Here is a 20861-nt window from a genome sequence, read left to right as displayed (position 1 = left end):
GTAGAGCCGAAAAACTGCCTCCTTTACACCGCCAAGTCAATTCCTATTCTAGTGTAACTCTCTTTTTGAGACCGCCACCAAAACATAGAAGGAAACGACCTATGAGCGAAACCATCCTGGTCACCGGCGCTGCCGGGCAGCTCGGCCAGCGTGTCATCCACCACCTCATCGAGACCTACAGGGTCGCGCCCGGCAGCATCGTCGCGGCAACGCGCAGCCCGCAAAAGCTCGCCGAGCTGGAAAAGAAGGGCGTTCTCACCCGCAAGGCCGATTTCGACGATGTGGCAGGCCTGGAAAAGGCTTTTGCCGGCATCGACCGCCTGCTGATCATCAGCACCGACGCGCTCGACACGCCCGGCAAGCGTATCGCCCAGCACAAGGGCGCCGTTGCAGCGGCCGTCAAAGCCGCCGTCAAGCACATCGCCTACACCTCGATGCCGGCGCCGGACAATTCGCTCGTTTCCTTCGCGCCCGATCATCTCGGCAGCGAGAACGCCATCAAGGCAAGCGGCATCGCTTACACGATCATCCGCGACGCCTGGTATCACGACAATTACCTGCACGGCATGCCGCACAACCTGCAGGGCGGCAAATGGTACAGCGCCACCGGCGACGGCAAGATCTCGACCATCTCGCGTGACGACTGCGCGCTGGCCATCGCCGCAGCCCTTGCCTCCGGCACCGCCGAGAGCGCCACCTATACGCTAACCGGCGCGCAATTGCTGAACAACCGGCAGATCGCCGCCATCGTCTCCGAAGCCGCCGGCAAGCCGCTCGAAGTCGTCGACGTCAATGACGAACAGCTCGGCCAGGGCATCCGCGGCGCGGGTCTTCCCGGCTTCGTCGCCGACATGCTGGTTTCGGCCGACGCCAACATCCGCGCCGGCAACTTCGCGATCGTCACCGAAGACTTCACCAAGCTGACCGGCAAACAACCACAGCCGCTGAAGGATTTCTTCGTGGAACACAAGGCGGCCCTGACGGCGTCAGGCAATGCCGGAGGCCATTGAAGCCTTTCGCTGTGTTCCTGCGCTAGTCGCAGGGATGAGCGAACTCCGATTCTGGATCCCTCATCAGGGCAGATGAGTCACGCACGGCCAGGGCGCGCCGTGGCTGGATTCCTGTGACAGGCACAGGAATCCAGCGCGCCCAGGTCCTTGGGCGCGGGAGACTCTTGCTTCAAAACGCATTGTGTGACTCACAGACAGAAGCGTAATAACCCGCTTCCAGTCAAAGCGTTGAAGGCAACGCCCCGATCAAACTGCCTGCCCGCAGGCGCGGCAAAAGCGCCGTACCGTTTCCGCCATGCCGTATTCCAGCGCATCGGCGGTCAGCCCGTGGCCGATCGAAACTTCAGCAAGCGCGGGAATGCGTTTCACCAGCGCTGGCAGGTTTTCAACTGTCAGATCATGGCCGGCATTGACGGCAAGGCCGATTGCAAGGGCCGCATCCGCCGTCCGTCCGAGTGCTTCGAGGATCGGGGCCGCCCGTTCCGGCGCGCCGTAACAGCCGCCATAGGGGCCGGTATAAAGTTCGATCCGGTCGGCGCCGACTGCCTTGGCGATCTCGACTGCTTCGGCATCCCCGTCGCCATCGGCAAACAGCGACACCCGGCATCCCATCTTCTTCAAACGGGCGACGGCATCAGTCAGAAACGCCCGGTGCTTGCGGAAATCCCAGCCGTGATCGGATGTCGCCTGCGCGGGATCGTCGGGCACCAGCGTCACCTGCTCGGGCGCCGCCCCGGCGCAGAGTTCGAAGAATTCCTCGGTGGGATAGCCCTCGATATTGAATTCGGCCTTGGGAAATTCGTCGTCGATCAGGTTGCGGATCACGGGCAGGTCGGAAAAGCGGATGTGCCGCTGGTCGGGGCGCGGATGCACCGTCAGGCCGCTGGCGCCGGAGGCGAGTGCGATCCGCCCGAGCGCTTCGACGCTTGGCCAGGGCAGATCGCGCCGGTTGCGCAGCATGGCGATGGCGTTGAGGTTCACGGAGAGCTTGGCGGGCATGGCGAAATCCATCGGTCATGAAAATGGGAGGCCCTGCTTTTAAGCCATGTGCTCCGTGATGGCCAACGAGATTCACAAATGGATGCGATGCCAATCGCTGATGGACACCGAAATTGCGCTGAGCATTTGCCGCACGCGTACCGCAGATAGTAAATCCCGTCACCCTTGAAGAGGACCGCGAGATTCCGCAGTGCAGCACATGTTTTTGTGCGACACACCCAAGAACCCGGCAAAATATGCCGGTAAAGTTGCTATCCCATTTAAAAGAGATTATTTTTAGCACTTATAAAAAAGATCGTTCACGCATAACGTGGACATCGTATCGCGTAGAGTACGCCGCGTACTGCTTCTTTCCCACTGAGAAGAACGCTTAGAGGAAACCCCACTCGCCGCGCATGGGAAGCAACTGGCAAATCCGCATGAGGTGCAACAACATGCCCTAGGAGGGTTCATGCCAGACGGTTCCAAACGCCTGTTTGCCACCGCCGGTATCGCTTCGGAGGCCCGATCGAAATATCGGTTCCTGCCTTCAGCCGCGCTGCCGCCGGATCTATCTGATGGTCCCGTGCCCATCGCCGATATGGCCAATGCATTCGGGGTGACACACAGGACACTGCATTTCTACGAAGAGAAGGGCTTGATTTCGGCCAATCGCATCGGCCTGATGCGGGTCTACGGGCAGGACGACGTGATGCGCATGGCCGTCATCACCGTTTGCCGTGAGACGGGCATGGCGATCGCCGTCATCCAGGAATTGATGGACGAGCTTCGCAGCGCCGATTCGCAGGAATCGGCCGAGGCAATGTTCCGCGAGGCCCTGCAGGTACGCAAGCGCGAGCTGACCGCCGAGATGTCGACGCTGCACCGCCAGCTCCAACAGGTCGGCGACCTCCTGGATTACGACGGCACCATCGAGGAGCCGCCGTTGAACGACAATCAGGACAGCGCCAGCCTGAGTCCACAGGAGCGGCGTTGCCTCGAACTGATGGCGGAAGGCTATTCCACCCAGCGCATCGCCCGGGCGCTCGACCTGAAACATGACGAGACCAAGGATCTCGAGGCCGGGATCATCCTGAAATTCCGCGCCAACAACCGCTTTCAGGCCATCGCCAAGGCGGTTCTGCTCGGCATTGTGCAGGCCTGAACACACACGACGGCCGCCACCGTCTCCTGCCCGCCAAACGTCAACGGACGATCGTCAGCGTCTCCGCCGCGCGCGTAATCGCGGTATAGAGCCAGCGCTCCCGCGTATCGCGAAACGCCCAGCTCTCATCGAACAGCACGACATCGTTCCATTGCGAACCCTGCGCCTTGTGCACGGTGAGCGCATAGCCATAGTCGAACTCGTCGTAGCGCTTGCGGGTGTTCCAGGGGATCTCGCCCTCGACATCTTCGAAGGCCTGCTTCAGCAGCTTGATCTTGGCAGCGCCGCGGTCCATGTCGTCGTCCTCGGGGCGGACCAGCAGATTGATGCCGGGCTTCGTCGTTTCCTTCGACGAGGTCATCACCTGCCAGAGCGAGCCGTTGAGCAGGCCCTTGGCCGGATCGTTCCGCAGGCAGACAAGCTTGTCGCCGGTCTGCGGATAATCGGCATTGAAGCCTTTCAGCTCGCGCAGGCGCTGATTGTAGCGGCGGCGCGTCCGGTTGGTGCCCACGAGTACTTGGTCGGCCTTCATCACCAGATCCTGCGTCACCTCGTTCTTCGAGATCACCTTGGCCGTGCCGTAATCGCCATACATCACCTCATTGCCTTCGCGCACCTGCATGGCAAGCTTGATGATCGGATTGTCACGCGCCTGGCGGTGAATGTCGGTGAGCAGGTAATCCGGGTCCTGATTGGTGAAGTAACCGCCGCCGCTGACCGGCGGCAGCTGGCCGGGATCGCCGAGCACCAGGATCGGTGTGCCGAAGCTCATCAGATCCTTGCCGAGCGCCTCGTCGACCATCGAGCATTCATCAACGATGATCAGCGCAGCCTTGGCGACCGGGCTTTGCCGGTTGATCGAAAACATCGGCGCGATCGACGTCTTGCCGGTTTCCTCGTCCTCCACCGCCTCCTCGCCGCGCGGCCGGTAGATCAGCGAATGGATCGTCCGGGCGTTGGAGGCGCCGCGCGAGCGCAGCACCTGCGCGGCCTTGCCGGTGAAAGCGGCAAACAGCACATCGCCATCGACATTCTCGGCGAAGTGCTTGGCAAGCGTCGTCTTTCCCGTTCCGGCATAGCCGAACAGGCGAAAGAGCGGCGAGCGCCCTTCATTCAGCCATTTCGAAACAGCCTTGAGGGCTTCGTCTTGTTGCGGCGCAAATTGCATGATTGCACGACTTGGCAGGATTCGCGGGCGTTAGGCAAGGCGGAAACTGACGCGGCAAGGCCGATGACGCCAAATCCGCCCGGCCGACAATCATCCCTCCCACCGCCGATCCGCTCCGCTTGCTGACATCGACGGATCCTGCCCGATGGCATCAGTCAGAAAGTCCAGAACCGTCTTGACCCGCAGCGGTATGTTTCTGCGGGAGGGATAGACGACATAAATGGGCAGCCGGGTCGGTTGAAAGTCGTTCATGACGGGGATCAGCCGACCCGCGGCGATATCCGGCACGGCGATGATGTGGGAGAGCACAGCTAGGCCCGCGCCGGCAAGGGCCGCCCTGTGAATGGCGACGGCGCTGCACGCCGTCAGCCGCGGCGAGATCCTGACGGATATGTCTTCCGAGCCGTTCGAAAACGACCATGAACAGGCATCGCCGGCCCTGCTGTAGCAGAGGCATTCATGGTCCTTGATGTCCTTCGGCGTCCGCGGCGGCGACCTGCGGGCGAGATAGGCGGGCGAGGCGACGAGGAAGGCCGTCGTCCAGCCGATCCGCCGGCAAACGAGGCTGCTGTCGGCGACGGAGCCCAGACGCACCTCGAGGTCGAGGCGCTCCTCGATCATGTCGGAGCTTTGTTCCCGGAACATCAGTTCCACCGAGAGTTTCGGATGGGCGGCGAGAAGATCGCCCAGCCGATCACTGAGATAGAGGCCGAGTGGCGCTGGAACGCTGAGCCTGACCTTTCCGGAGGCCATGGCACCTTCCGGTCCGGCGGCATCGCCGAGCTCCTCCACCGCCTCGAGAATCCTCATCGCCATTGGCAGCATCCGTTCACCCTCCGCCGTCAGCGAGAGGCCACTCGTCGTGCGATGCAGCAGGCGGGTGTTGAAATGCCCCTCAAGGGCCGCGACCTGCCGCGAGACCGCCGGCTGCGTCACGTCAAGATCATGCGCCGCCGCCGAGAACGAGCCCGTCTCCACGACGCGCAGAAAGGTCCGCAATGCCGATACGATATCCATCCCCGCCCCCTCATACTTTTGCGCATAGGCCTTATGCAGCCAGACTAAGCGAGAATGGCTTTACAGTCCAGCAATTAAGGATATCTTATATCCATAAGGATATTTTGTATCCTTAATTAGAGGAGAAACGATATGACCCAGCGATTGAACTACGCCCAGCAGTCCCCCGAGCTTTTCAAGAAATTCATGGAATTCAGCATGGCGCTGAAGAACAGCGTGATCGACGAAAAGCTGCAGGCTCTCATCGAGATCCGCGCTTCGCAGATCAATGGATGCGGCTTTTGCCTCGACATGCATGTGAAGCAGGCGAAGATCTATGGCGAGAGCGAATTACGGATCCACCACGTTGCCATCTGGCGGGAATCGAACCTGTTCCTTCCCCGCGAGCGCGCCGCCCTTGCCTGGACCGAAGCCCTGACCAAGCTGCCGGAAGGCGGCGTTCCCGAGGAGATCTACGAACGGGTTCGCGGCCAGCTTTCGGAGAAGGAAATCTCGGACCTGACCTTCGTCGTCATGGCCATCAATGCCTGGAACCGCGTCAATGTCGGCTTCAAGACCGTGCCCGGCTCGGCCGACAAGGCTTACGGCCTCGACAAGGCAGGACTGAACTAAGCTTCGCAATTCATTGAGAAGATTCAATTTTAACGCTGCCGCATCTCGGCAGTGAACGGAGATCTGTTATGAAAATCGTTGTCATCGGCGGAACCGGCCTCATCGGTTCGAAGACTGTCGAACGTCTGCGCAAGCAGGGACATGACGTGGTAGCCGCATCGCCGAACTCAGGCGTCAACACGATCACGGGAGAAGGACTGGCCGAGGCGCTCGCAGGCGCCGAAGTCGTGCTCGATCTCGCCAATTCGCCATCCTTCGAAGACAAGGCCGTGCTCGAATTTTTCGAGACCTCTGGCCGCAAACTTCTCGCCGCCGAAAAGGTGGCCGGCGTGAAGCATCATGTCGCGCTGTCCGTCGTCGGCACCGAGCATCTGCAGGAAAGCGGCTATTTCCGCGGCAAGCTCGCCCAGGAAAAGCTGATCAAGGCGTCAGGGATTCCCTACACCATCGTGCATTCGACGCAGTTCATGGAATTCCTCGGCGGCATCGCCCAATCGGGCACTGTCGGCCAGACGGTTCGCCTGTCGCCGGCCTATGTGCAGCCGATCGTATCCGACGACGTCGCCGATGTCATGGCGGATGTGGCGCTCTCACCGCCCGCCAACGCGACGATCGAGATATCAGGTCCGGAACGGGCGCGCCTGAGCGAGCTCGTCGCCAGATATCTGAAGGCCATGAAGGATCCGCGCACCGTCGAGGCTGATGCCGAAGCAAAATATTTCGGCGCCAGGCTCAACGACCAGTCGCTCGTTTCCGACAATAACCCGCGGCTCGGCTCGATCACCTTCGAGCAATGGTTCGCAAAGACCGCGCAGCCGAAGTGATCTTGCCAGGGCGCCATGCGCGCCCTGCGCACCACGATCCCATGGAGATTCCGATGATCAGAACATCATTCCTCGCCGCCGCCCTCGCCTGCCTTGCAGCCACCGGCGCCGGCGCGCACGACGCAAACAAGGCCTCGAAGGTCACCCTCGTTTACGAGCACGAGCTTCCGAACGTGCCGGGCAAGAGCATCAAGGGCGTGCTGGTCGAATACGGTCCGGGCGGCTTCTCCGAAGGCCACACCCATCCCACCACCGCCTTCATCTATGCCACCGTGCTCGAAGGAGCGATCCGCAGCCAGGTCAATGACGGCCCGGTCAAGGTCTATCATGCCGGAGAGAGTTTCTCCGAAATGCCGGGCGATCGTCACGGCGTCAGCGCCAACGACAGCGAGACCAAGCCCGCCCGTCTGCTCGCCGTTTTCGTCGTCGACACCAATCAGAAAGAACTCACCTACCCGCTCAAGAAGTGACATCCGCCGATACCGCCCGTGCAAGCCCGATGCTTGCGCGGGCGGCCGAGATGCTGAATCATGTGCGGCCCGCCCTATCCCGGAGACAGAGAGATGATCTACGACGTGCTCTTCGGCAAGCCTCTGATATCCCTCATTGCGATAGGTTTCGCCGGTATCGTCGTCTGGCATCTGCTCTCCAGCCATCGGCCGACGACGCGACTGGTGGTGCAGATTCTCTTCTTTGCGGCGATGACACTGATCCTCGTCGGCAGCGGTATCGAACCTCACCGGTTTCACGGATATGAGTCCGAGGATCCGCAGGCCTTGCTCGTCATCGTCGCGAAATCGCTCTGGTGGATCCATCTGGCATGGGCCGTCATCGGTTTCATCAGACTGTATCTGGTGCTGGAGGGCAGCCCCCGAGAGGCCCGCCTGCTCCAGGATCTCGTCATCGGCGTCGTCTATATCGGCATGGCTCTGTCGGTCCTGGCCTTCGTCTTCGGCGTGCCGATCGGTACGCTCGTCGCGACCTCGGGCGTCGTCGCCATCATTCTCGGCCTGGCGCTCCAGAACACCCTCGCCGACGTCTTCTCCGGCATCGCGCTGACGCTCGGCCGGCCCTACATCATCGGCGACTGGATCCTCCTCAGCGACGGCACGGAGGGGCGTGTCGTCGAAAGCAACTGGCGCGCGACGCATATCCTGACCAGCGCAAACAATATCGTCGTTCTGCCGAACAGTTTTCTGGCAAAGCTCGGCCTGACGAATGTAAGCCGGCCGGACGAGACCCATCTCTTGATCCTCACCATCCGCATCGCCCCGACGCGGATGCCCGCCTCGGTCCGGCACGTGATGGCGACAGCGCTGGCGAGCTGCAATTCGATCGTCCGCGAACCGCCGCCGGTTGTGGCGCTCAAGGGGCTGGATGCCACGGCGCTGGAGGTCGAGCTGCAGTTCCGGGTAACGAGCCCCAGCCAGCGTGTGCCGGCGCGAAACGAGGTGCTCGACCTCGTCTATCGCCACTGCAAATCGGCCGGCCTGCTTTTGGCCGTTCCAGCCGCGGCCTCCGTCCTGACCGGCGAACTGCCGACCGAAGAGAGCGCACGGCCGCCCCGCGTGACGCCGCTCGAATTGATCGAGGCCATTCCGATCTTTGCGACGTTGACGCGTGATGAAAAGCAGAAACTCGCCGAGACCACGGCCGTGCGCGAATTCCGCAAGGGCGATGTCATCGTGCGGGAGGGCGAAATGCTGCCATCGCTGATGATGGTGCGGGCGGGCATCATCGCGGCGCGCCACGGAGATCAGGAGCGTGGGCGGCTGGCACCAGGTGATTTCTTCGGAGAGACCGGGCTGCTCGCGGGCATGCAGGAAGTCTGCACCCTGGAGGCGCTGACCCCGGTTATCGCCTATGAAATCGATCAGGAGGCCTTCGCGCCGCTGCTGAACGAACGTCCCACACTGGCAGAAGAGATCGCCGACGACCTCGCCAGCCGCGCCGAGCGCTTTCGCGACGGCGCCGCCCTGCCCCCGGAACATGCCGGCAGCGCGCGCGCCATTCTGAAAACCATCAGGACCATCTTCAGGGCATAAAGCAATTCCAGTAAGAGTGCGCAGCAGTTTTGCGTCCGGAATTGCGAAAAACAAATACAGGGCATTTCCGTGGCTCAAAGAAAAGCGGAAATGCCCTCAAGCGCGGTCTTCCCCTCAGCCGGCGCGCTTCAGCACCCATGCGAAGGTGCTCTGCCAGAGTTCGGCCGGAACCTCCTCGGACAGGATCCCGACGAGATCGGAAAGCCGGACGCGCCTCAGCGTATTGCGCCAGGCCTCGTCGGCTTCCCACATGATGCGGGCGACCGCGCAAGGCTTGCTGTCACAATAGCCTTCCGCCCGGCATGGATTGTTTTCCCGGATATTCGTGCAGGTGAAGCTGCGCGCGCTTCCCTCGACCGCCTCGACGATGTCGAGGAAATTGATCTCGGACGAGGGTCTTGCAAGCCGGTAGCCGCCGCTCGGGCCGAGCGTGGTGTTGACCAGCGATGCCTGCGAAAGGCTCTGCAGCGCCTTGGAGAGGTATTCCTTCGGCAAACCATGAAGCTCGGCGAGCGCCTTGGTGGAAAGGTACCTGCCCTCTGGCAGGCCCGCGAGAATGGCGCAGCAATGCAACGCCCACTCGACCTGGCTTTTCAGGATCATTCGGCAACTCTTGTGATGGCTGGCTCGGCCATTGGAATTAAGGATATATCATATCCGAAAACCGGTATGATGTAAACGACCTGCATAAGCAGCGTGTTGCCGCCTGAGCCGTGAACCTCAGCCGGCCTCGCTCTCGCCCCTCGCCTGATCATTCTCAATCCCGGCAATCAGCTTGCGCAGCAGCGCCGCGAGCGCCTCGCGCTCCTGTCCGTCAAGAGCCTGCAGAAACGAGGATTCGCTCGCCATATCGGTGCGGAAGGCCTTTTCGGCGAGTGCGGCGCCGGCTTCTGTCAACGCCACCAGCACACTGCGCCCGTCACGTGGCGATTTCTCCCGGCAGATCAAGCCCGCTTTCTCCAGACGGTCTAGCCTGTGGGTCATGCCTCCCGACGAGATCATCAGCGCCGAATACATGTCCGTTGGGGTCAGCCGGTAAGGTGGCCCGGAACGGCGAAGCGTTGCGATCACGTCGAATTCGCCTCGGTCGAGGCCAAAATCGGCAAAGGTCGCCTCGATGCTGGGGCGCACCAGGTTGGACAGCCGAAAGGCCCGCCCCAGGATCGCCATCGGCTCCGTGTCGAGGTCGGGCAGTTCCAGCGTCCATTGCCGGCGCAGCCGGTCGACATGGTCCTCGCTCGGGCGGCCCTCGTCCTCGGGGCGGTCACCGTTCCCTTCAGTTCCATCCATCATTCTCTGCCTCATATCACCACGGGCGAGACATACACCTTTCACTCGATTCACGGAAGATATCTTGACGGGAAGATAATTTTCAGAGATATATCTTCTCGCAAAGATAGTTTGCGTTCGCAGACGGCACGAGCAGGAGGCACGTGATGTTCAGGATTCTTCGACACCAGGAACCACGGCCGGATCAGAGCAGGACGGTCCGCTTCGAAGGCCACGATTACGGCGGCGAGATATCGCTCTTCCTCGTCGACAACGAGCCCGGCCAGGGCCCCGATCTGCATGTCCATCCCTATTCCGAGACATGGGCCGTCCGGAAAGGCGAAGCCGAGTTCACCGTTGGTGACGCCAAAACCCGGGCCTTTCCCGGTGATATCGTCGTCGTGGCCGCCAACATTCCCCACCGCTTCGAAAATGTCGGCACGGGACGGCTCGAAATCGTCTGCATTCATGCCAGCGACACTATCGTGCAGGAGTTTGTGTGAGGCGAGACTGCCCCCGAAAAACACCCCAAAGAGGAGGAAACCGCAATGTCCAAGATGATCTTCGTGAACCTGCCGGTAAAAGACATTGCTGCTGCGACCCGCTTCTACGAAGCGATCGGATGCAGCAAGAACGAACAGTTCAGCGATCACCAGGCCTCGAATATGGTCTGGTCCGAGGCGATTATCTTCCATTTGCTGACGCGCGATTTCTTCGCGAGTTTCACGCCAAAACCTGTTGCCGAAGCGGAGAAGGCGAGCGAAATGCTGATCGCACTGACGATGGACAGTCGTGAAGACGTCGACGCCATCGTCGAGGCGGCCTCAACCGCCGGCGGCAAGGCCGATCCGCGCGCCCCGACAGACATGGGCTGGCTCTATAACCGCGCCTTCGAGGATCTCGACGGCCATATATTCGAAGCGGTATGGGTCGATATGGCGGCGGCGTCCGCCTCGGGGCAATAGCCGACAAGCCACCCGACGCGACCGCACGGGCGAAGCGGGTTTCGGCCAGCCTCGCCCGTAAAAATTTCGCCACCTGGGAATAAAACTGCCTCGCCTCGTGTCTCATCTCAGGCATCGCAAGATTGCGTGCCCAATCTGAGGAGAGACATCATGAAGTCCGTGAAATTTCTGTCCGTCGTGGCGGCCGCCGCCCTTGCCGCGACCGCTGCTTTCGCCGCCGCTCCCGTCAAGACCGTCGATTCCGCCAAGGGCAAGGTGCTCGCCGGCGAAAACGGCATGACGCTCTACACCTTCAAGAAGGACGTCAAGGGCGTTTCCAACTGCAACGACGACTGCGCCAAGAACTGGCCACCGCTGATGGCCGCTGGCGACGCCAAGGCCGATGGTGCATATTCGATCATCGATCGCAAGGATGGCACGAAACAATGGGCCAAGGACGGCATGCCGCTCTATTTCTGGGTCAAAGACAAGAAGGCAGGCGACATCACCGGCGATGGCGTCGGCGGCAATTGGGATCTCGCCAAACCCTGATTGTGGCGGCCCTGATCGCCCAGACCCAAATCACCAGAGAGCCGGCGTGAAGATACCCGCACCCGAAACCTTCGAGGGCCAGATCCTGGCCCTCCTGCCCTCGCTCCGGCGGTATTCGCGCAGCCTGACGCGCTCGGATGCCGATGGCGAGGATCTGCTCCAGGATTGCGTCGAGAAGGTTCTCACGCGCCGTGGCCAATGGCGCGGCCTCAACCTGCGCGGCTGGGTCCTGACCATCATGACCAATCTCTATCGCAACGGCCGGCGCGGCAAGGCGCGCGACGGCCTGATCGAACTCGACGCGGCTGAGGATATGGCCTCTTCCGAACCACCGGCCGATCCGCTGGAGCGCGCGCGGCTCGACGATGCGCTGAACAGCCTTTCGGAAGAACACCGCGCCGTGCTGATGCTCGTGGTCATCGAGGGATATACCTATGGCGAGGTCGCCGCCGCGCTCGACATCCCGATCGGCACCGTCATGTCCCGCCTGTCGCGCGCCCGCCGGCGCATCGCCGAGCGGCTAAAGGCCGACAACATCATTACGCTTCGGAGACCGAAATGAACGAGACCAATCCGAGCGTCACCGAAGCCGATCTCCACGCCTATGCCGACGGCCAACTACCAGAAACGGCGCGTGCCCGCATCGAGGCCTTCCTGGCCGACAATCCCGATGAAGCGGCGATGGTCGCCGCATGGCAGGCGCAAAATGGGGCGATCCGCTCGATGTTTGCAGGTTATGAGCAGGCGAAGGACACCGACCCCCTGCTGGTCGTCCCCCCGCGCGCCATTCCATCAGGCTCGAAACGCTGGGCGATCGCTGCGGCCGCCCTCGTCGTCTTCGCGCTCGGCGCCGTCAGCGGCCATTATGGCCCAGCACTTCTGGAAAAGCCGGAGTTGCAGCTTGCCGGCGACGAAACGCTGCCGAAACAGGCTGAGACCGCCTTCGCGGTCTATGCCGCCGAGGTTCGTCACCCCGTCGAGGTCTTCGCAGACGAGGAGGCCCATCTCGCCACCTGGCTCGGCAAGCGCCTGGCAATCCAGAATCTCAAGATCCCGAACCTGCAGCCGCTCGGCTTCAAGCTGGTCGGCGGCCGCCTGCTGCCGGTCGACGGCAGGCCGGGCGCCATGTTCATGTACGAGAACCAGGCCGGCGAGCGCCTGACTGTCCTGGTCGGCCGCAACACGGACAACCGCACGACGAGCTTCCGCTTCGCCTCGTCGGGCAATGTCGAGACCTTTTACTGGATCGACGGCGAACTCGGCTATGCCGTCACCGGCGAAATCTCCCGCGAGACGCTACGGAAGGTGGCTGAGGAATGCTATAAGCAGTTTCCGTCGTGAGGATCAGCGCGAGGGATCGTTGCTGAGCTCGATCGGCCGTCCGTGCGGCGTCGCTTCCGCCGCCCGCTGCCAGCTGTGCTGCAGTGCCAGGATCGTTTTCGCATCGGCGATGCCGTTGCCGACGATCAGATCCGAGAGAGCCGCCACCCAGCAGTCGAAATAGTCGCTGCCATCTTCGGCCCGGCCAGGCCTGTGCAATTGCGCGGACAGCGTTTCAGCCCATTGGCTCCAGCTGAACAGCCCTTTTGCGTGCAGGTGCACGGTCATGGCAAAGGCTTCGGCCGCCCATGGCTCGGGAAAGACCGGCTCTCCCTCCGGCGATCTCGGCAGGCTGGGCGATTGCCTCAACGGCGATGTCTCATGCCGGCTCAAGATAGCTCTCCCATGCATCGATCGACACGGTCAGCGTGGGATCGGCATCCGCGCCCCAGATCTCCGCGCCGTCGAAGACGATGGTATACAGCCATTGCGGGTTTTCGCCCTTGCCATGCGCATTGTCGTCAGGGAAGACGAACGAACCTTGTACAGCTTCGACCACACCGGTCCTGGCGCGCGCGTAACGCGGTAGGCGCGTATGCGTCGGCGGGTTGAAATTCTTCGTCTTCACCGTCTCGCCGACCGCAAAGAGCGGAGCGGTCTTAACAGGACGATCGCAAGGCCCACCCTTTGCCAAAACGGCGGGCACGATGTCCGCTTTCAGCACCCGCTTCGGCACCGCGCCGTCCTGCAATGCATGGCCGGACAGCAACTCCTCGCGCGTCGCAAAGCCGTGCCGCTCCAGCAGCTTGTCGATGCCGCGGATCCAGATCTCGTAGTAGCTGGCGGCGAGGTAATCGGCCGGCGGAATATTCTCGCGCGCATGCCGGCTTTCATCGATCGTCCACGCGCCGAAAGCGCCGCAGGAGATGGTGATGCCGAGCGCCCGCTTTTCCCATGCTGCATGAAAATAGGGCTCATTCTTTTCGGGCGCGACCGGCCCGAAGCCCATCTGCCCGCCGAGATCGTGCGGTCCGTTCATGGTGTGCTCTCCGGGCTGGCAGCAACCGCGGTGCCGATCATCGCATCGCGGCTGACGAGACCGGCAAGCGCCTGTTCGTCCATTCCTTCCGTGCCTTCCGGCCGCTCGGGAATGACGAGGTAACGCAGCTCTGCCGTCGAATCCCAGACGCGGATCTTCTTGTCCTCCGGCAGCGTCAGCCCGAATTCCGCAAGCACGCCGCGCGGATCGATGACGGCGCGCGAGCGATAGGCCGGCGCCTTGTACCAGACCGGCGGAAGGCCGAGCACCGACCACGGATAACAAGAGCAGAGCGTGCAGACGACGAGATTATGGGTCTCGGCCGTGTTGAAGACGGCACGCATGTGCTCGCCCTGCCGGCCAATGTAGCCGAGACTGGCGATCGCCGCCGTCGCATCACGCTTCAGCCAGTCGGCGAAATCGGCATCGCCCCAGGCTTTGGCAACGACATGCGCGCCGTTTCTCGGCCCCACCTTCGTCTCATAGGTCTCGACGATCGCATCGATCGCCGCCGGATCGATAAGCCCCTTCTCCGTCAGCAACGTTTCCAGCGCCTTCACACGTGCCTGCATGTCGGAATAGAGATTGTCGTGATCATGCCCGTGGGCATGATCGTGGTCATGGCTATGCGCGTCATGATCGTCGTGCAAGACACTGTCCTCCCGAAACTTTCTCCTATTTTTACCATATGCCGCAGGTCCGCCAAGCCCTTCTATGCGCCCTCAGCTTTTCCGCTAATCTCCCGCCATGAACATTCTGATTCTCGGCGCAACCGGCTTCATAGGCTCCGTGGTCGCGGCCCGGCTCGTTGCCGATGGCCACGCAGTGACCGGGCTTGGCCGCAATCCCGCGCGTGCCCGCCTGAAACAGTCGAAGGTCGACTGGCGGCGCGCCGATCTCTCGCGCATGACGAAACCGGCGGATTGGGACGACATCCTCAAGGACCAGCATGCCGTCATCAATTGCGCCGGCGCCCTGCAGGACGGCCTTTCGGACGATCTGTCGGCCACCCAGGCAGAGGCGATGCTGGCGCTATATTCCGCCGCAAAAGCCTCGTCGCGCCCGCTGATCGTGCAGATATCGGCAAGGACGGCGGGAGCGGCCGGCGATCTTCCCTTCCTCGCCACCAAACGGCGGGCCGACGAGGCGCTTGCTGCCAGCGGCCTGCCATATTTCATCCTGCGCCCTGCCCTGGTTCTCGGCCGCAATGCCCATGGCGGTTCGGCGCTGCTGCGCGCACTCGCAGCCTTTCCATTGGTGCTGCCCCTGGTCCATGCCGAAAGCCTCGTCGAAACACTCTCTGTCGACGATGTGGCGGAAGCCGTGTCGCGGGCGGTTTCTGGCGACATCTCCGGCGATGTCGATCTTGCCGCCGCCGAGACCCTGACGCTCGCCGATCTCGTCCGCCTGCACCGGCAATGGCTCGGCCTCCCTCCCGCCCGCGTGTTTGCCCTTGCCCCCTGGCTTGCCCGGCCGGTGACATGGCTCGCCGATCTGTCGGGCCTGCTCGGTTGGCGTTCGCCGCTGCGTTCGACAGCGATGACCGTCATGTCGGAAGGCGTGCAAAGCTCGAAAGCAGGAAGCGGCCTCGTCGCGACATCAGCGGCTGCGACGCTCTCGGCCAATCCCTCCGGCGTCCAGGATCTCTGGTTTGCCCGGCTCTATCTCCTGAAGTCGCTTGTCATATCGGGCCTGTCCGTCTTCTGGCTGCTTTCCGGCCTGATCCCGCTGCTGGCGCTCGAGAGGACATCCGCTCACTTCCTGCCATTCATGCCTCACGCTGCCGCAACGGCGCTGACGCTGGCGACCTGCCTCGTCGACATCGTCCTCGGTGCCGCCGTCCTTGTCCGTCCCCTGGCGAAACGCGCCCTTCTCGGCATGCTTGGAGTGTCGATCGCCTATCTCGCCGGCGCCAGCCTGCTCGAACCCGTGCTCTGGCTCGATCCGCTCGGGGTTCTCGTCAAGGTGCTGCCGTCGATCCTGTTGACGCTGGTAGCCCTTGCCATCCTGGATGAACGCTGATGCTTGAAGAATGGCTGCTGCTCGCCCATGTCATTGGCGCGACCGTGCTCTTCGGTACCGGCGCCGGTATCGCCTTCTTCATGGCGATGGCGCATCGCACACGCGATCCCGCACTGATCGCCCATGTCTCAGCAACCGTCGTCATCGCCGATACGCTCTTCACCGCCACCGCGGCCATCCTCCAGCCGGTGACCGGCACTCTGCTGGCGCGATCGATCGGCTGGGACCTGTCGGAGGGCTGGATTGCGCTGTCGCTGCTGCTCTATGTCGTCACCGGCCTGTTCTGGCTGCCGGTCGTCTGGATCCAGATCCGGCTGCGCAATCTCGCTCGCGCTGCCGCGGCATCGGGAAAAGCCCTGCCGCCAGCCTATTTCAGCCTTTACCGCATCTGGTTTGCTTTCGGCTTTCCAGCCTTCTCAGCCGTCCTCGGCATTTTCTGGCTGATGCTGATGAAGCCGTCGATCGCTCTATTTTAACATCGGCCAGAGGCTTAGCACCAAGAGCACTGCCATGCTGATGTTGAACCATTTCAGCCGCACCGGATCGGAAAGCCATTCCCTGAGCGCCGAGCCGAAGCCTGCCCATGTCGAAACGCTGGGGACATTGACCACCGCGAAAGCGAGACCGACGATCAGCACGCTGACGAGATAGAGTTGCGGATTGGTATAGGTGGCCATCGCGGTGACCGCCATCACCCAGGCTTTTGGATTGACCCATTGGAAGGCGGCAGCCGCAAAGAAGGACATCGGCTCGACGCCGCTCTTGCCTTCGCTGAGCGAGCGCGACGTGGCGATCTTCCAGGCGATCCAGACGAGATAGGCGCCGCCCGCAAATTTCAGCGCCGTATAGACGGCCGGCACCGTATGCAGAAGCGCGCCGAGCCCGAGGCCGACGCCGATGAGCAGCGAGAAAAAACCGGCGCCGATGCCGAACATATGCGGGATCGTCCTGCGGAAGCCGAAGTTCACGCCCGATGCGAAAAGCATCATATTGTTCGGTCCCGGCGTGATCGATGTCGTGAAGGCAAAGAGAACGAGGGCGAGAAACGTATCCAGCGGCATGCGACCTCCCCAGCCAGCTTTTTGCGGCCTGCTTATTTAGGTCAGCATAGCTGCCCTAAACTGCCGATGCCATGACATCATTGTCATGGTGACAGGATTACTTGAAAGATGGCGAGCCGGCCCAATCTCTTGCCGAAGGGACAGAAAATTATGCAAGACGACCCGATTCCATTGATCACATTCCCGAACGGCACGGCGGTGCCGGCGCTCGGCCAGGGAACCTGGGCCATGGGCGAGGATGCCGGCCACGCCAGGGCCGAGATCGAAAGCCTCAAGGCAGGCATCGATCTCGGCATGACACTGATCGACACCGCCGAAATGTATGGCGACGGCGGCGCCGAGGAGATCGTCGGCCAGGCAATCAGGGGACGGCGCGACGAGGTCTTCGTCGTCAGCAAGGTCTATCCCTGGAACGCCAGCCTGAAAGGCACGATCGAAGCCTGCGAGCGCAGTCTCGAACGGCTCGGCACCGACCGCATCGATCTCTATCTCTTGCACTGGCGCGGCAACTACCCGCTCGCCGAAACCGTCGCCGCCTTCGAAATGCTGAAAACATCCGGCAAGATCGGCGCCTGGGGCGTCTCCAACTTCGACACCGACGACATGCAGGAATTGCTTGGAGTGCCCGACGGCGCCAATGTCGCCGCCAACCAGGTGCTCTACAATCTCTCCCGCCGCGGCATCGAATTCGACCTGCTGCCCTGGTGTCAGAGCCGCAAGATTCCCATCATGGCCTATTCGCCGATCGAGCAGGGAAATATCCTGCATCATCCCGAGCTGATCCGTATTGCCAAGGCCTATCAGGCAACGCCCGCCCAGCTGGCGCTCGCCTTCCTGCTGGAACACGACGGCGTCATCGTCATCCCGAAGACCTCGAATGCCGAACGCGCGGCCGAAAACCGCGACTGCGTCTCGCTCGATATCACCGACGAGGACTGGCAGGCGCTGGACGCCGCCTTCCCGCCGCCGGCAAAGAAAAAGCCGCTGGAGATGCTCTGATCTCCAGCGGCTTTCGCAATTATTTCAGCAGCGGGCTTACATGCCCGGGCTGTAATCTTTACATGCCCGGGCTGTAGTCTCTACATGCCCTGGACACCGCGGTTCATCGCCGCAATGCCGGTACGGCAGACCTCGATCAGGCCGAGCGGCTTCATGATCGCTACAAACTGGTCGATCTTCGACGACTTGCCGGTGATCTCAAGAATGAAGTGACCGACCGTCGCATCCACCACCTTGGCGTGGAAGGCATCGGCAAGGCGCAGGGTCTCGGCGCGCATGTCGCCCTCGCCGATCACCTTGATCAGCGCCACCTCGCGCTCGATCGGCCGGTCCTGGCCGAGTTCGCGGGCGCGCACCGTCAGGTCAACGACGCGATGCACCGGCACGATCCGCTCCAGCTGCGCCTTGATCTGCTCCAGCACGTGCGGCGTGCCGCGTGTGACGATGGTGATACGGGAAAGATGCGCCTGATGCTCGGTCTCGGAGACCGTCAGGCTTTCGATATTGTAGCCGCGGCCGGAGAACAGGCCGATGACCCGGGCAAGAACGCCCGGCTCGTTGTCGACGAGAACCGAAAGCGTGTGGCTTTCGACGGCCGCCGTTTCCGGCGAGATGAAATAGGCGGAGCCCGTGGGCTGTAGATGTGCGTTCATGGTCCTGAGTTTCCTCTTCCCTGTCGCATACCCCCGAAAATCGGGAACGATTTCCGGAAAGGATTATGCGCAAATTAAAAATGTCAGACGAGCGCGCGGCCCTTGGCATCGATCGCATTGGCGACCGCCTCGTCGGTGGCTTCATCCGGCAGCAGCATCTCGTTATGGGCCTTGCCTGAAGGGATCATCGGGAAGCAATTGGCGAGATTGGCGACGCGGCAGTCGAAGATGACGGGCTTTCTGACCTCGATCATTTCCAGAATGGTGTCGTCGAGCTCATCCGGCTTTTCGCAGCGCAGGCCGACGGCGCCATAGGCTTCCGCCAATTTGACGAAGTCGGGCATCGCCTCGGTATAGGAGTTCGACAGGCGGTTGCCGTGCAGCAGCTGCTGCCACTGACGCACCATGCCCATATACTGGTTGTTCATGATGAAGATCTTGATCGGCGCATCGTGCTGGATCGCTGCCGACATTTCCTGGATGCACATCTGGATCGAGGCATCGCCGGCAATGTCGATGACGAGGCTGTCGGGATGGGCGATCTGCACGCCGAGTGCGGCCGGCAGGCCGTAACCCATCGTGCCGAGGCCGCCCGAGGTCATCCAGCGGTTCGGCTGCTCGAAGCCGAAGAACTGCGCCGCCCACATCTGATGCTGGCCGACCTCGGTGGTGATGTAGGTGTCGCGGTCCTTGGTGTGGGCGTAGAGCCGCTCCAGCGCATATTGCGGCATGATGACGTCGTTGCTCTTCGTATAGGCGAAGGAGTTGCGCGCCCGCCAGCGGGTGATATCGGTCCACCAATCGTCGAGCCGGCCCTTTTCCGGCTTCTTCGGCAGCGCCCGCCACAGGCGGACCATGTCTTCGAGGACGTGGCCGACATCGCCGCGGATGCCGATATCGACCCGGACGTTCTTGTTGATCGAAGACGGATCGATATCGATATGGATCTTCTTCGAATTCGGCGAAAAGGCATTGAGACGGCCGGTGATGCGGTCGTCAAAACGCGCGCCGATGCAGACCATGACGTCGCAATCGTGCATCGCCATGTTGGCTTCGTAGGAGCCGTGCATGCCGAGCATCTTCAGCCAGTTCTTGCCGGAAGCGGGATAGGCGCCGAGGCCCATCAGCGTCGAGGTGATCGGGAAATCGGTGAGCTCGACCAGCTCGCGCAGCAGCTTGGAAGCCTCGGGACCGGAATTGACGACGCCGCCGCCGGAATAGATGACGGGACGGCGTGCATTCGCCATCAGCTCGATCGCCGCATGGATCTGGTTGAGGTCGCCCTGGGTCTTCGGCTGGTAGCTCTTCTGGATCGTGTAGTCGGCCGGCGGTGTGTAGGTGCCGGTCGCAAACTGCACGTCCTTCGGAATATCGACGACGACAGGGCCTGGACGGCCGGACTGGGCGATGCGGAAGGCCTCGTGAATGACGGCGGCGAGCTCGTTGACGTCCTTGACCAACCAGTTGTGCTTGGTGCAGGGCCGGGTGATGCCGACCGTATCGCATTCCTGGAAGGCGTCGGAGCCGATCAGCGAGGTCGGAACCTGGCCGGTCAGGCAGACGAGCGGGACCGAATCCATCAGCGCATCCTGCAGTGGCGTGACCGCGTTGGTGGCGCCCGGACCCGAGGTTACCAGCATGACGCCGACCTTGCCGGTCGAGCGGGCGTAACCTTCGGCCGCATGGCCTGCCCCCTGCTCGTGGCGGACGAGGATGTGCTTGACCTCCTCCTGCTGGAAGATCTCGTCGTAGATCGGCAGGACCGCGCCGCCGGGATAGCCGAAGATATGTTCGACGCCATTGTCCTTCAGCGCCTTGAGAACGATCTCCGCTCCCGTCATCCGATTGCCTGCCGCCTGATTGTCCGTGCTCATCTGTCTGTTCCGTTTATGCTGGGATTTGCGTTTGTGGCCGGAAGCCCTGATTTCGGGCATAAAAAAAGGCCCCGGAGGAGCCTGTCATCTAGCGCATGGGTGGCTATCGCCGGATGGTTACACCATCCTGCCCATGCGCTTTCCCACCACGATAAGAGCCGTTGCGATTTTCATGGTCGGCAGTGATAGACAGAAAATTTCGCAGCGTCAACGCATGCCGCAATAAAAAACTGCCCGGCGCCCGTATCCCCGAAAATCGATAGGATGAAGGATTTGTTAAAGGATCGACTTTATTCTTATACGCTACCG

Annotated in this window: 25 protein-coding genes; 14 read left to right on the top strand and 11 right to left on the bottom strand. The window is 61.9% G+C overall.

The genetic code is table 11. From position 1 onward, the window contains the following. Positions 1-101 precede the first annotated feature (101 nt). Positions 102-1010, top strand: coding sequence for an SDR family oxidoreductase (locus tag FHT75_RS03135; RefSeq protein WP_063474639.1), 909 nt, complete (start codon positions 102-104; stop codon positions 1008-1010). A 246-nt stretch (positions 1011-1256) separates the two neighbouring features. Here the strand turns inward: FHT75_RS03135 and FHT75_RS03130 are convergent, their stop codons facing one another. Then, positions 1257-2009, bottom strand: a complete 753-nt coding sequence (locus FHT75_RS03130) for a pyridoxine 5'-phosphate synthase (protein ID WP_063474701.1) — start codon at positions 2007-2009, stop codon at positions 1257-1259. 451 nt (positions 2010-2460) lie between these two features. Between FHT75_RS03130 and FHT75_RS03125 the strand changes: the two genes are divergently transcribed. Then, positions 2461-3153, top strand: a complete 693-nt coding sequence (locus FHT75_RS03125; RefSeq protein WP_063474638.1) for a MerR family transcriptional regulator — start codon at positions 2461-2463, stop codon at positions 3151-3153. A gap of 40 nt (positions 3154-3193) precedes the next feature. On the opposite strand, the gene FHT75_RS03120 is transcribed toward FHT75_RS03125, so the two are convergent. Then, the gene (locus FHT75_RS03120) at positions 3194-4321 is read right to left on the bottom strand and encodes an ATP-dependent RecD-like DNA helicase (protein ID WP_047610798.1); all 1128 of its coding nucleotides are present in this window, start codon (positions 4319-4321) and stop codon (positions 3194-3196) included. Between the two features lie 90 nt (positions 4322-4411). Beyond that, positions 4412-5338: a LysR family transcriptional regulator gene (locus tag FHT75_RS03115; protein WP_063474637.1), complete on the bottom strand. Its 927-nt coding sequence runs from the start codon at positions 5336-5338 to the stop codon at positions 4412-4414. A gap of 132 nt (positions 5339-5470) precedes the next feature. Between FHT75_RS03115 and FHT75_RS03110 the strand changes: the two genes are divergently transcribed. The 4 genes from FHT75_RS03110 to FHT75_RS03095 all read left to right on the top strand — a co-directional run bounded on the left by FHT75_RS03110 (position 5471) and on the right by FHT75_RS03095 (position 8819). Beyond that, positions 5471-5950, top strand: coding sequence for a carboxymuconolactone decarboxylase family protein (locus tag FHT75_RS03110; RefSeq protein ID WP_047610801.1), 480 nt, complete (start codon positions 5471-5473; stop codon positions 5948-5950). Positions 5951-6018: 68 nt separating this feature from the next. After that, positions 6019-6774 (top strand): SDR family oxidoreductase, encoded by a 756-nt coding sequence (locus tag FHT75_RS03105; RefSeq protein WP_063474636.1) that lies wholly within the window; start codon positions 6019-6021, stop codon positions 6772-6774. Positions 6775-6827: 53 nt separating this feature from the next. Continuing rightward, positions 6828-7244 (top strand): cupin domain-containing protein, encoded by a 417-nt coding sequence (locus FHT75_RS03100; RefSeq protein ID WP_063474635.1) that lies wholly within the window; start codon positions 6828-6830, stop codon positions 7242-7244. A 93-nt stretch (positions 7245-7337) separates the two neighbouring features. After that, positions 7338-8819 carry a mechanosensitive ion channel family protein gene (locus FHT75_RS03095; protein WP_063474634.1) on the top strand — a complete coding sequence of 494 codons (1482 nt, stop codon included), beginning with the start codon at positions 7338-7340 and terminating at the stop codon, positions 8817-8819. A 114-nt stretch (positions 8820-8933) separates the two neighbouring features. Here the strand turns inward: FHT75_RS03095 and FHT75_RS03090 are convergent, their stop codons facing one another. Together FHT75_RS03090 and FHT75_RS03085 are read right to left on the bottom strand one after the other, a co-directional pair. Further along, positions 8934-9422 (bottom strand): RrF2 family transcriptional regulator, encoded by a 489-nt coding sequence (locus tag FHT75_RS03090; protein WP_063474633.1) that lies wholly within the window; start codon positions 9420-9422, stop codon positions 8934-8936. A 117-nt stretch (positions 9423-9539) separates the two neighbouring features. Beyond that, on the bottom strand, positions 9540-10112 hold the full coding sequence (locus FHT75_RS03085) for a MarR family winged helix-turn-helix transcriptional regulator (RefSeq protein WP_063474632.1): 573 nt from the start codon (positions 10110-10112) through the stop codon (positions 9540-9542). A gap of 143 nt (positions 10113-10255) precedes the next feature. On the opposite strand from FHT75_RS03085, the gene FHT75_RS03080 reads away from it, so the two are divergent. The 5 genes from FHT75_RS03080 (at position 10256) to FHT75_RS03060 (ending at position 12925) form a co-directional block, all read left to right on the top strand. Beyond that, positions 10256-10591, top strand: coding sequence for a cupin domain-containing protein (locus tag FHT75_RS03080; protein ID WP_047610811.1), 336 nt, complete (start codon positions 10256-10258; stop codon positions 10589-10591). A 45-nt stretch (positions 10592-10636) separates the two neighbouring features. After that, on the top strand, positions 10637-11053 hold the full coding sequence (locus FHT75_RS03075; protein ID WP_063474631.1) for a VOC family protein: 417 nt from the start codon (positions 10637-10639) through the stop codon (positions 11051-11053). 150 nt (positions 11054-11203) lie between these two features. Then, the gene (locus FHT75_RS03070; protein WP_047614143.1) at positions 11204-11584 is read left to right on the top strand and encodes a lipoprotein; all 381 of its coding nucleotides are present in this window, start codon (positions 11204-11206) and stop codon (positions 11582-11584) included. Between the two features lie 46 nt (positions 11585-11630). Next, entirely contained in the window at positions 11631-12146 is a 516-nt protein-coding gene (locus FHT75_RS03065; protein WP_063474630.1) for an RNA polymerase sigma factor, read from the top strand. Beyond that, a complete protein-coding gene (locus FHT75_RS03060) occupies positions 12143-12925 on the top strand; it encodes an anti-sigma factor family protein (RefSeq protein ID WP_063474629.1) in 783 nt (260 codons plus the stop codon). Before FHT75_RS03065 ends, FHT75_RS03060 begins: the two co-directional genes overlap by 4 nt. A gap of 3 nt (positions 12926-12928) precedes the next feature. Here the strand turns inward: FHT75_RS03060 and FHT75_RS03055 are convergent, their stop codons facing one another. From FHT75_RS03055 to nthA, 3 genes are read right to left on the bottom strand one after another with little or no spacing between them, the layout of a single operon-like run. Beyond that, complete coding sequence (locus tag FHT75_RS03055) at positions 12929-13297, bottom strand: nitrile hydratase accessory protein (protein ID WP_063474628.1); 369 nt, start codon at positions 13295-13297, stop codon at positions 12929-12931. Further along, positions 13284-13943, bottom strand: coding sequence for a nitrile hydratase subunit beta (gene nthB / locus FHT75_RS03050; protein WP_063474627.1), 660 nt, complete (start codon positions 13941-13943; stop codon positions 13284-13286). The genes FHT75_RS03055 and nthB overlap by 14 nt, the downstream gene beginning before the upstream one ends. Next, positions 13940-14593 carry a nitrile hydratase subunit alpha gene (nthA, locus tag FHT75_RS03045; protein WP_063474626.1) on the bottom strand — a complete coding sequence of 218 codons (654 nt, stop codon included), beginning with the start codon at positions 14591-14593 and terminating at the stop codon, positions 13940-13942. The genes nthB and nthA overlap by 4 nt, the downstream gene beginning before the upstream one ends. Before the next feature lie 97 nt (positions 14594-14690). Between nthA and FHT75_RS03040 the strand changes: the two genes are divergently transcribed. Both FHT75_RS03040 and FHT75_RS03035 read left to right on the top strand, forming a co-directional pair. After that, positions 14691-15965, top strand: coding sequence for an SDR family oxidoreductase (locus FHT75_RS03040; RefSeq protein ID WP_063474625.1), 1275 nt, complete (start codon positions 14691-14693; stop codon positions 15963-15965). Beyond that, entirely contained in the window at positions 15965-16441 is a 477-nt protein-coding gene (locus FHT75_RS03035) for a DUF2269 family protein (RefSeq protein ID WP_063474624.1), read from the top strand. The genes FHT75_RS03040 and FHT75_RS03035 overlap by 1 nt, the downstream gene beginning before the upstream one ends. Here FHT75_RS03035 and FHT75_RS03030 read toward each other — a convergent pair. Next, complete coding sequence (locus tag FHT75_RS03030) at positions 16433-17026, bottom strand: LysE family translocator (protein WP_063474623.1); 594 nt, start codon at positions 17024-17026, stop codon at positions 16433-16435. The two genes, FHT75_RS03035 and FHT75_RS03030, sit on opposite strands and share 9 nt — an antisense overlap. A 150-nt stretch (positions 17027-17176) precedes the next feature. On the opposite strand from FHT75_RS03030, the gene FHT75_RS03025 reads away from it, so the two are divergent. Continuing rightward, positions 17177-18025, top strand: coding sequence for an aldo/keto reductase (locus FHT75_RS03025; RefSeq protein ID WP_063474700.1), 849 nt, complete (start codon positions 17177-17179; stop codon positions 18023-18025). A gap of 80 nt (positions 18026-18105) precedes the next feature. Here FHT75_RS03025 and ilvN read toward each other — a convergent pair whose 3' ends face one another. Both ilvN and FHT75_RS03015 read right to left on the bottom strand, forming a co-directional pair. Next, on the bottom strand, positions 18106-18678 hold the full coding sequence (gene ilvN, locus FHT75_RS03020; RefSeq protein ID WP_063474622.1) for an acetolactate synthase small subunit: 573 nt from the start codon (positions 18676-18678) through the stop codon (positions 18106-18108). 83 nt (positions 18679-18761) lie between these two features. Beyond that, complete coding sequence (locus tag FHT75_RS03015; RefSeq protein ID WP_047611753.1) at positions 18762-20552, bottom strand: acetolactate synthase 3 large subunit; 1791 nt, start codon at positions 20550-20552, stop codon at positions 18762-18764. Positions 20553-20861: the final 309 nt, after the last annotated feature.

The organism is Rhizobium sp. BK112, from assembly GCF_014193215.1.
Lineage (GTDB): Bacteria > Pseudomonadota > Alphaproteobacteria > Rhizobiales > Rhizobiaceae > Rhizobium > Rhizobium anhuiense.
Note: the sequence above shows the minus strand (reverse complement) of the source record. Positions and strands in the feature narration are given on the sequence as shown.

Excerpts from the sequence above, each read along its gene's own strand:
- FHT75_RS03120 (WP_047610798.1), bottom strand. The coding sequence starts at position 4,321 with ATGCAATTTGCGCCGCAACAAGACGAAGCCCTCAAGGCTGTTTCGAAA.
- FHT75_RS03130 (WP_063474701.1), bottom strand. The coding sequence starts at position 2,009 with ATGCCCGCCAAGCTCTCCGTGAACCTCAACGCCATCGCCATGCTGCGC.
- FHT75_RS03025 (WP_063474700.1), top strand. The coding sequence starts at position 17,177 with ATGCAAGACGACCCGATTCCATTGATCACATTCCCGAACGGCACGGCG.
- nthB (WP_063474627.1), bottom strand. The coding sequence starts at position 13,943 with ATGAACGGACCGCACGATCTCGGCGGGCAGATGGGCTTCGGGCCGGTC.
- FHT75_RS03115 (WP_063474637.1), bottom strand. The coding sequence starts at position 5,338 with ATGGATATCGTATCGGCATTGCGGACCTTTCTGCGCGTCGTGGAGACG.
- FHT75_RS03040 (WP_063474625.1), top strand. The coding sequence starts at position 14,691 with ATGAACATTCTGATTCTCGGCGCAACCGGCTTCATAGGCTCCGTGGTC.
- FHT75_RS03125 (WP_063474638.1), top strand. The coding sequence starts at position 2,461 with ATGCCAGACGGTTCCAAACGCCTGTTTGCCACCGCCGGTATCGCTTCG.
- ilvN (WP_063474622.1), bottom strand. The coding sequence starts at position 18,678 with ATGAACGCACATCTACAGCCCACGGGCTCCGCCTATTTCATCTCGCCG.
- FHT75_RS03035 (WP_063474624.1), top strand. The coding sequence starts at position 15,965 with ATGCTTGAAGAATGGCTGCTGCTCGCCCATGTCATTGGCGCGACCGTG.
- FHT75_RS03100 (WP_063474635.1), top strand. The coding sequence starts at position 6,828 with ATGATCAGAACATCATTCCTCGCCGCCGCCCTCGCCTGCCTTGCAGCC.
- FHT75_RS03095 (WP_063474634.1), top strand. The coding sequence starts at position 7,338 with ATGATCTACGACGTGCTCTTCGGCAAGCCTCTGATATCCCTCATTGCG.
- FHT75_RS03110 (WP_047610801.1), top strand. The coding sequence starts at position 5,471 with ATGACCCAGCGATTGAACTACGCCCAGCAGTCCCCCGAGCTTTTCAAG.
- FHT75_RS03105 (WP_063474636.1), top strand. The coding sequence starts at position 6,019 with ATGAAAATCGTTGTCATCGGCGGAACCGGCCTCATCGGTTCGAAGACT.
- FHT75_RS03080 (WP_047610811.1), top strand. The coding sequence starts at position 10,256 with ATGTTCAGGATTCTTCGACACCAGGAACCACGGCCGGATCAGAGCAGG.
- FHT75_RS03030 (WP_063474623.1), bottom strand. The coding sequence starts at position 17,026 with ATGCCGCTGGATACGTTTCTCGCCCTCGTTCTCTTTGCCTTCACGACA.
- FHT75_RS03135 (WP_063474639.1), top strand. The coding sequence starts at position 102 with ATGAGCGAAACCATCCTGGTCACCGGCGCTGCCGGGCAGCTCGGCCAG.
- FHT75_RS03085 (WP_063474632.1), bottom strand. The coding sequence starts at position 10,112 with ATGATGGATGGAACTGAAGGGAACGGTGACCGCCCCGAGGACGAGGGC.
- FHT75_RS03075 (WP_063474631.1), top strand. The coding sequence starts at position 10,637 with ATGTCCAAGATGATCTTCGTGAACCTGCCGGTAAAAGACATTGCTGCT.
- FHT75_RS03015 (WP_047611753.1), bottom strand. The coding sequence starts at position 20,552 with ATGAGCACGGACAATCAGGCGGCAGGCAATCGGATGACGGGAGCGGAG.
- FHT75_RS03060 (WP_063474629.1), top strand. The coding sequence starts at position 12,143 with ATGAACGAGACCAATCCGAGCGTCACCGAAGCCGATCTCCACGCCTAT.
- FHT75_RS03070 (WP_047614143.1), top strand. The coding sequence starts at position 11,204 with ATGAAGTCCGTGAAATTTCTGTCCGTCGTGGCGGCCGCCGCCCTTGCC.
- FHT75_RS03090 (WP_063474633.1), bottom strand. The coding sequence starts at position 9,422 with ATGATCCTGAAAAGCCAGGTCGAGTGGGCGTTGCATTGCTGCGCCATT.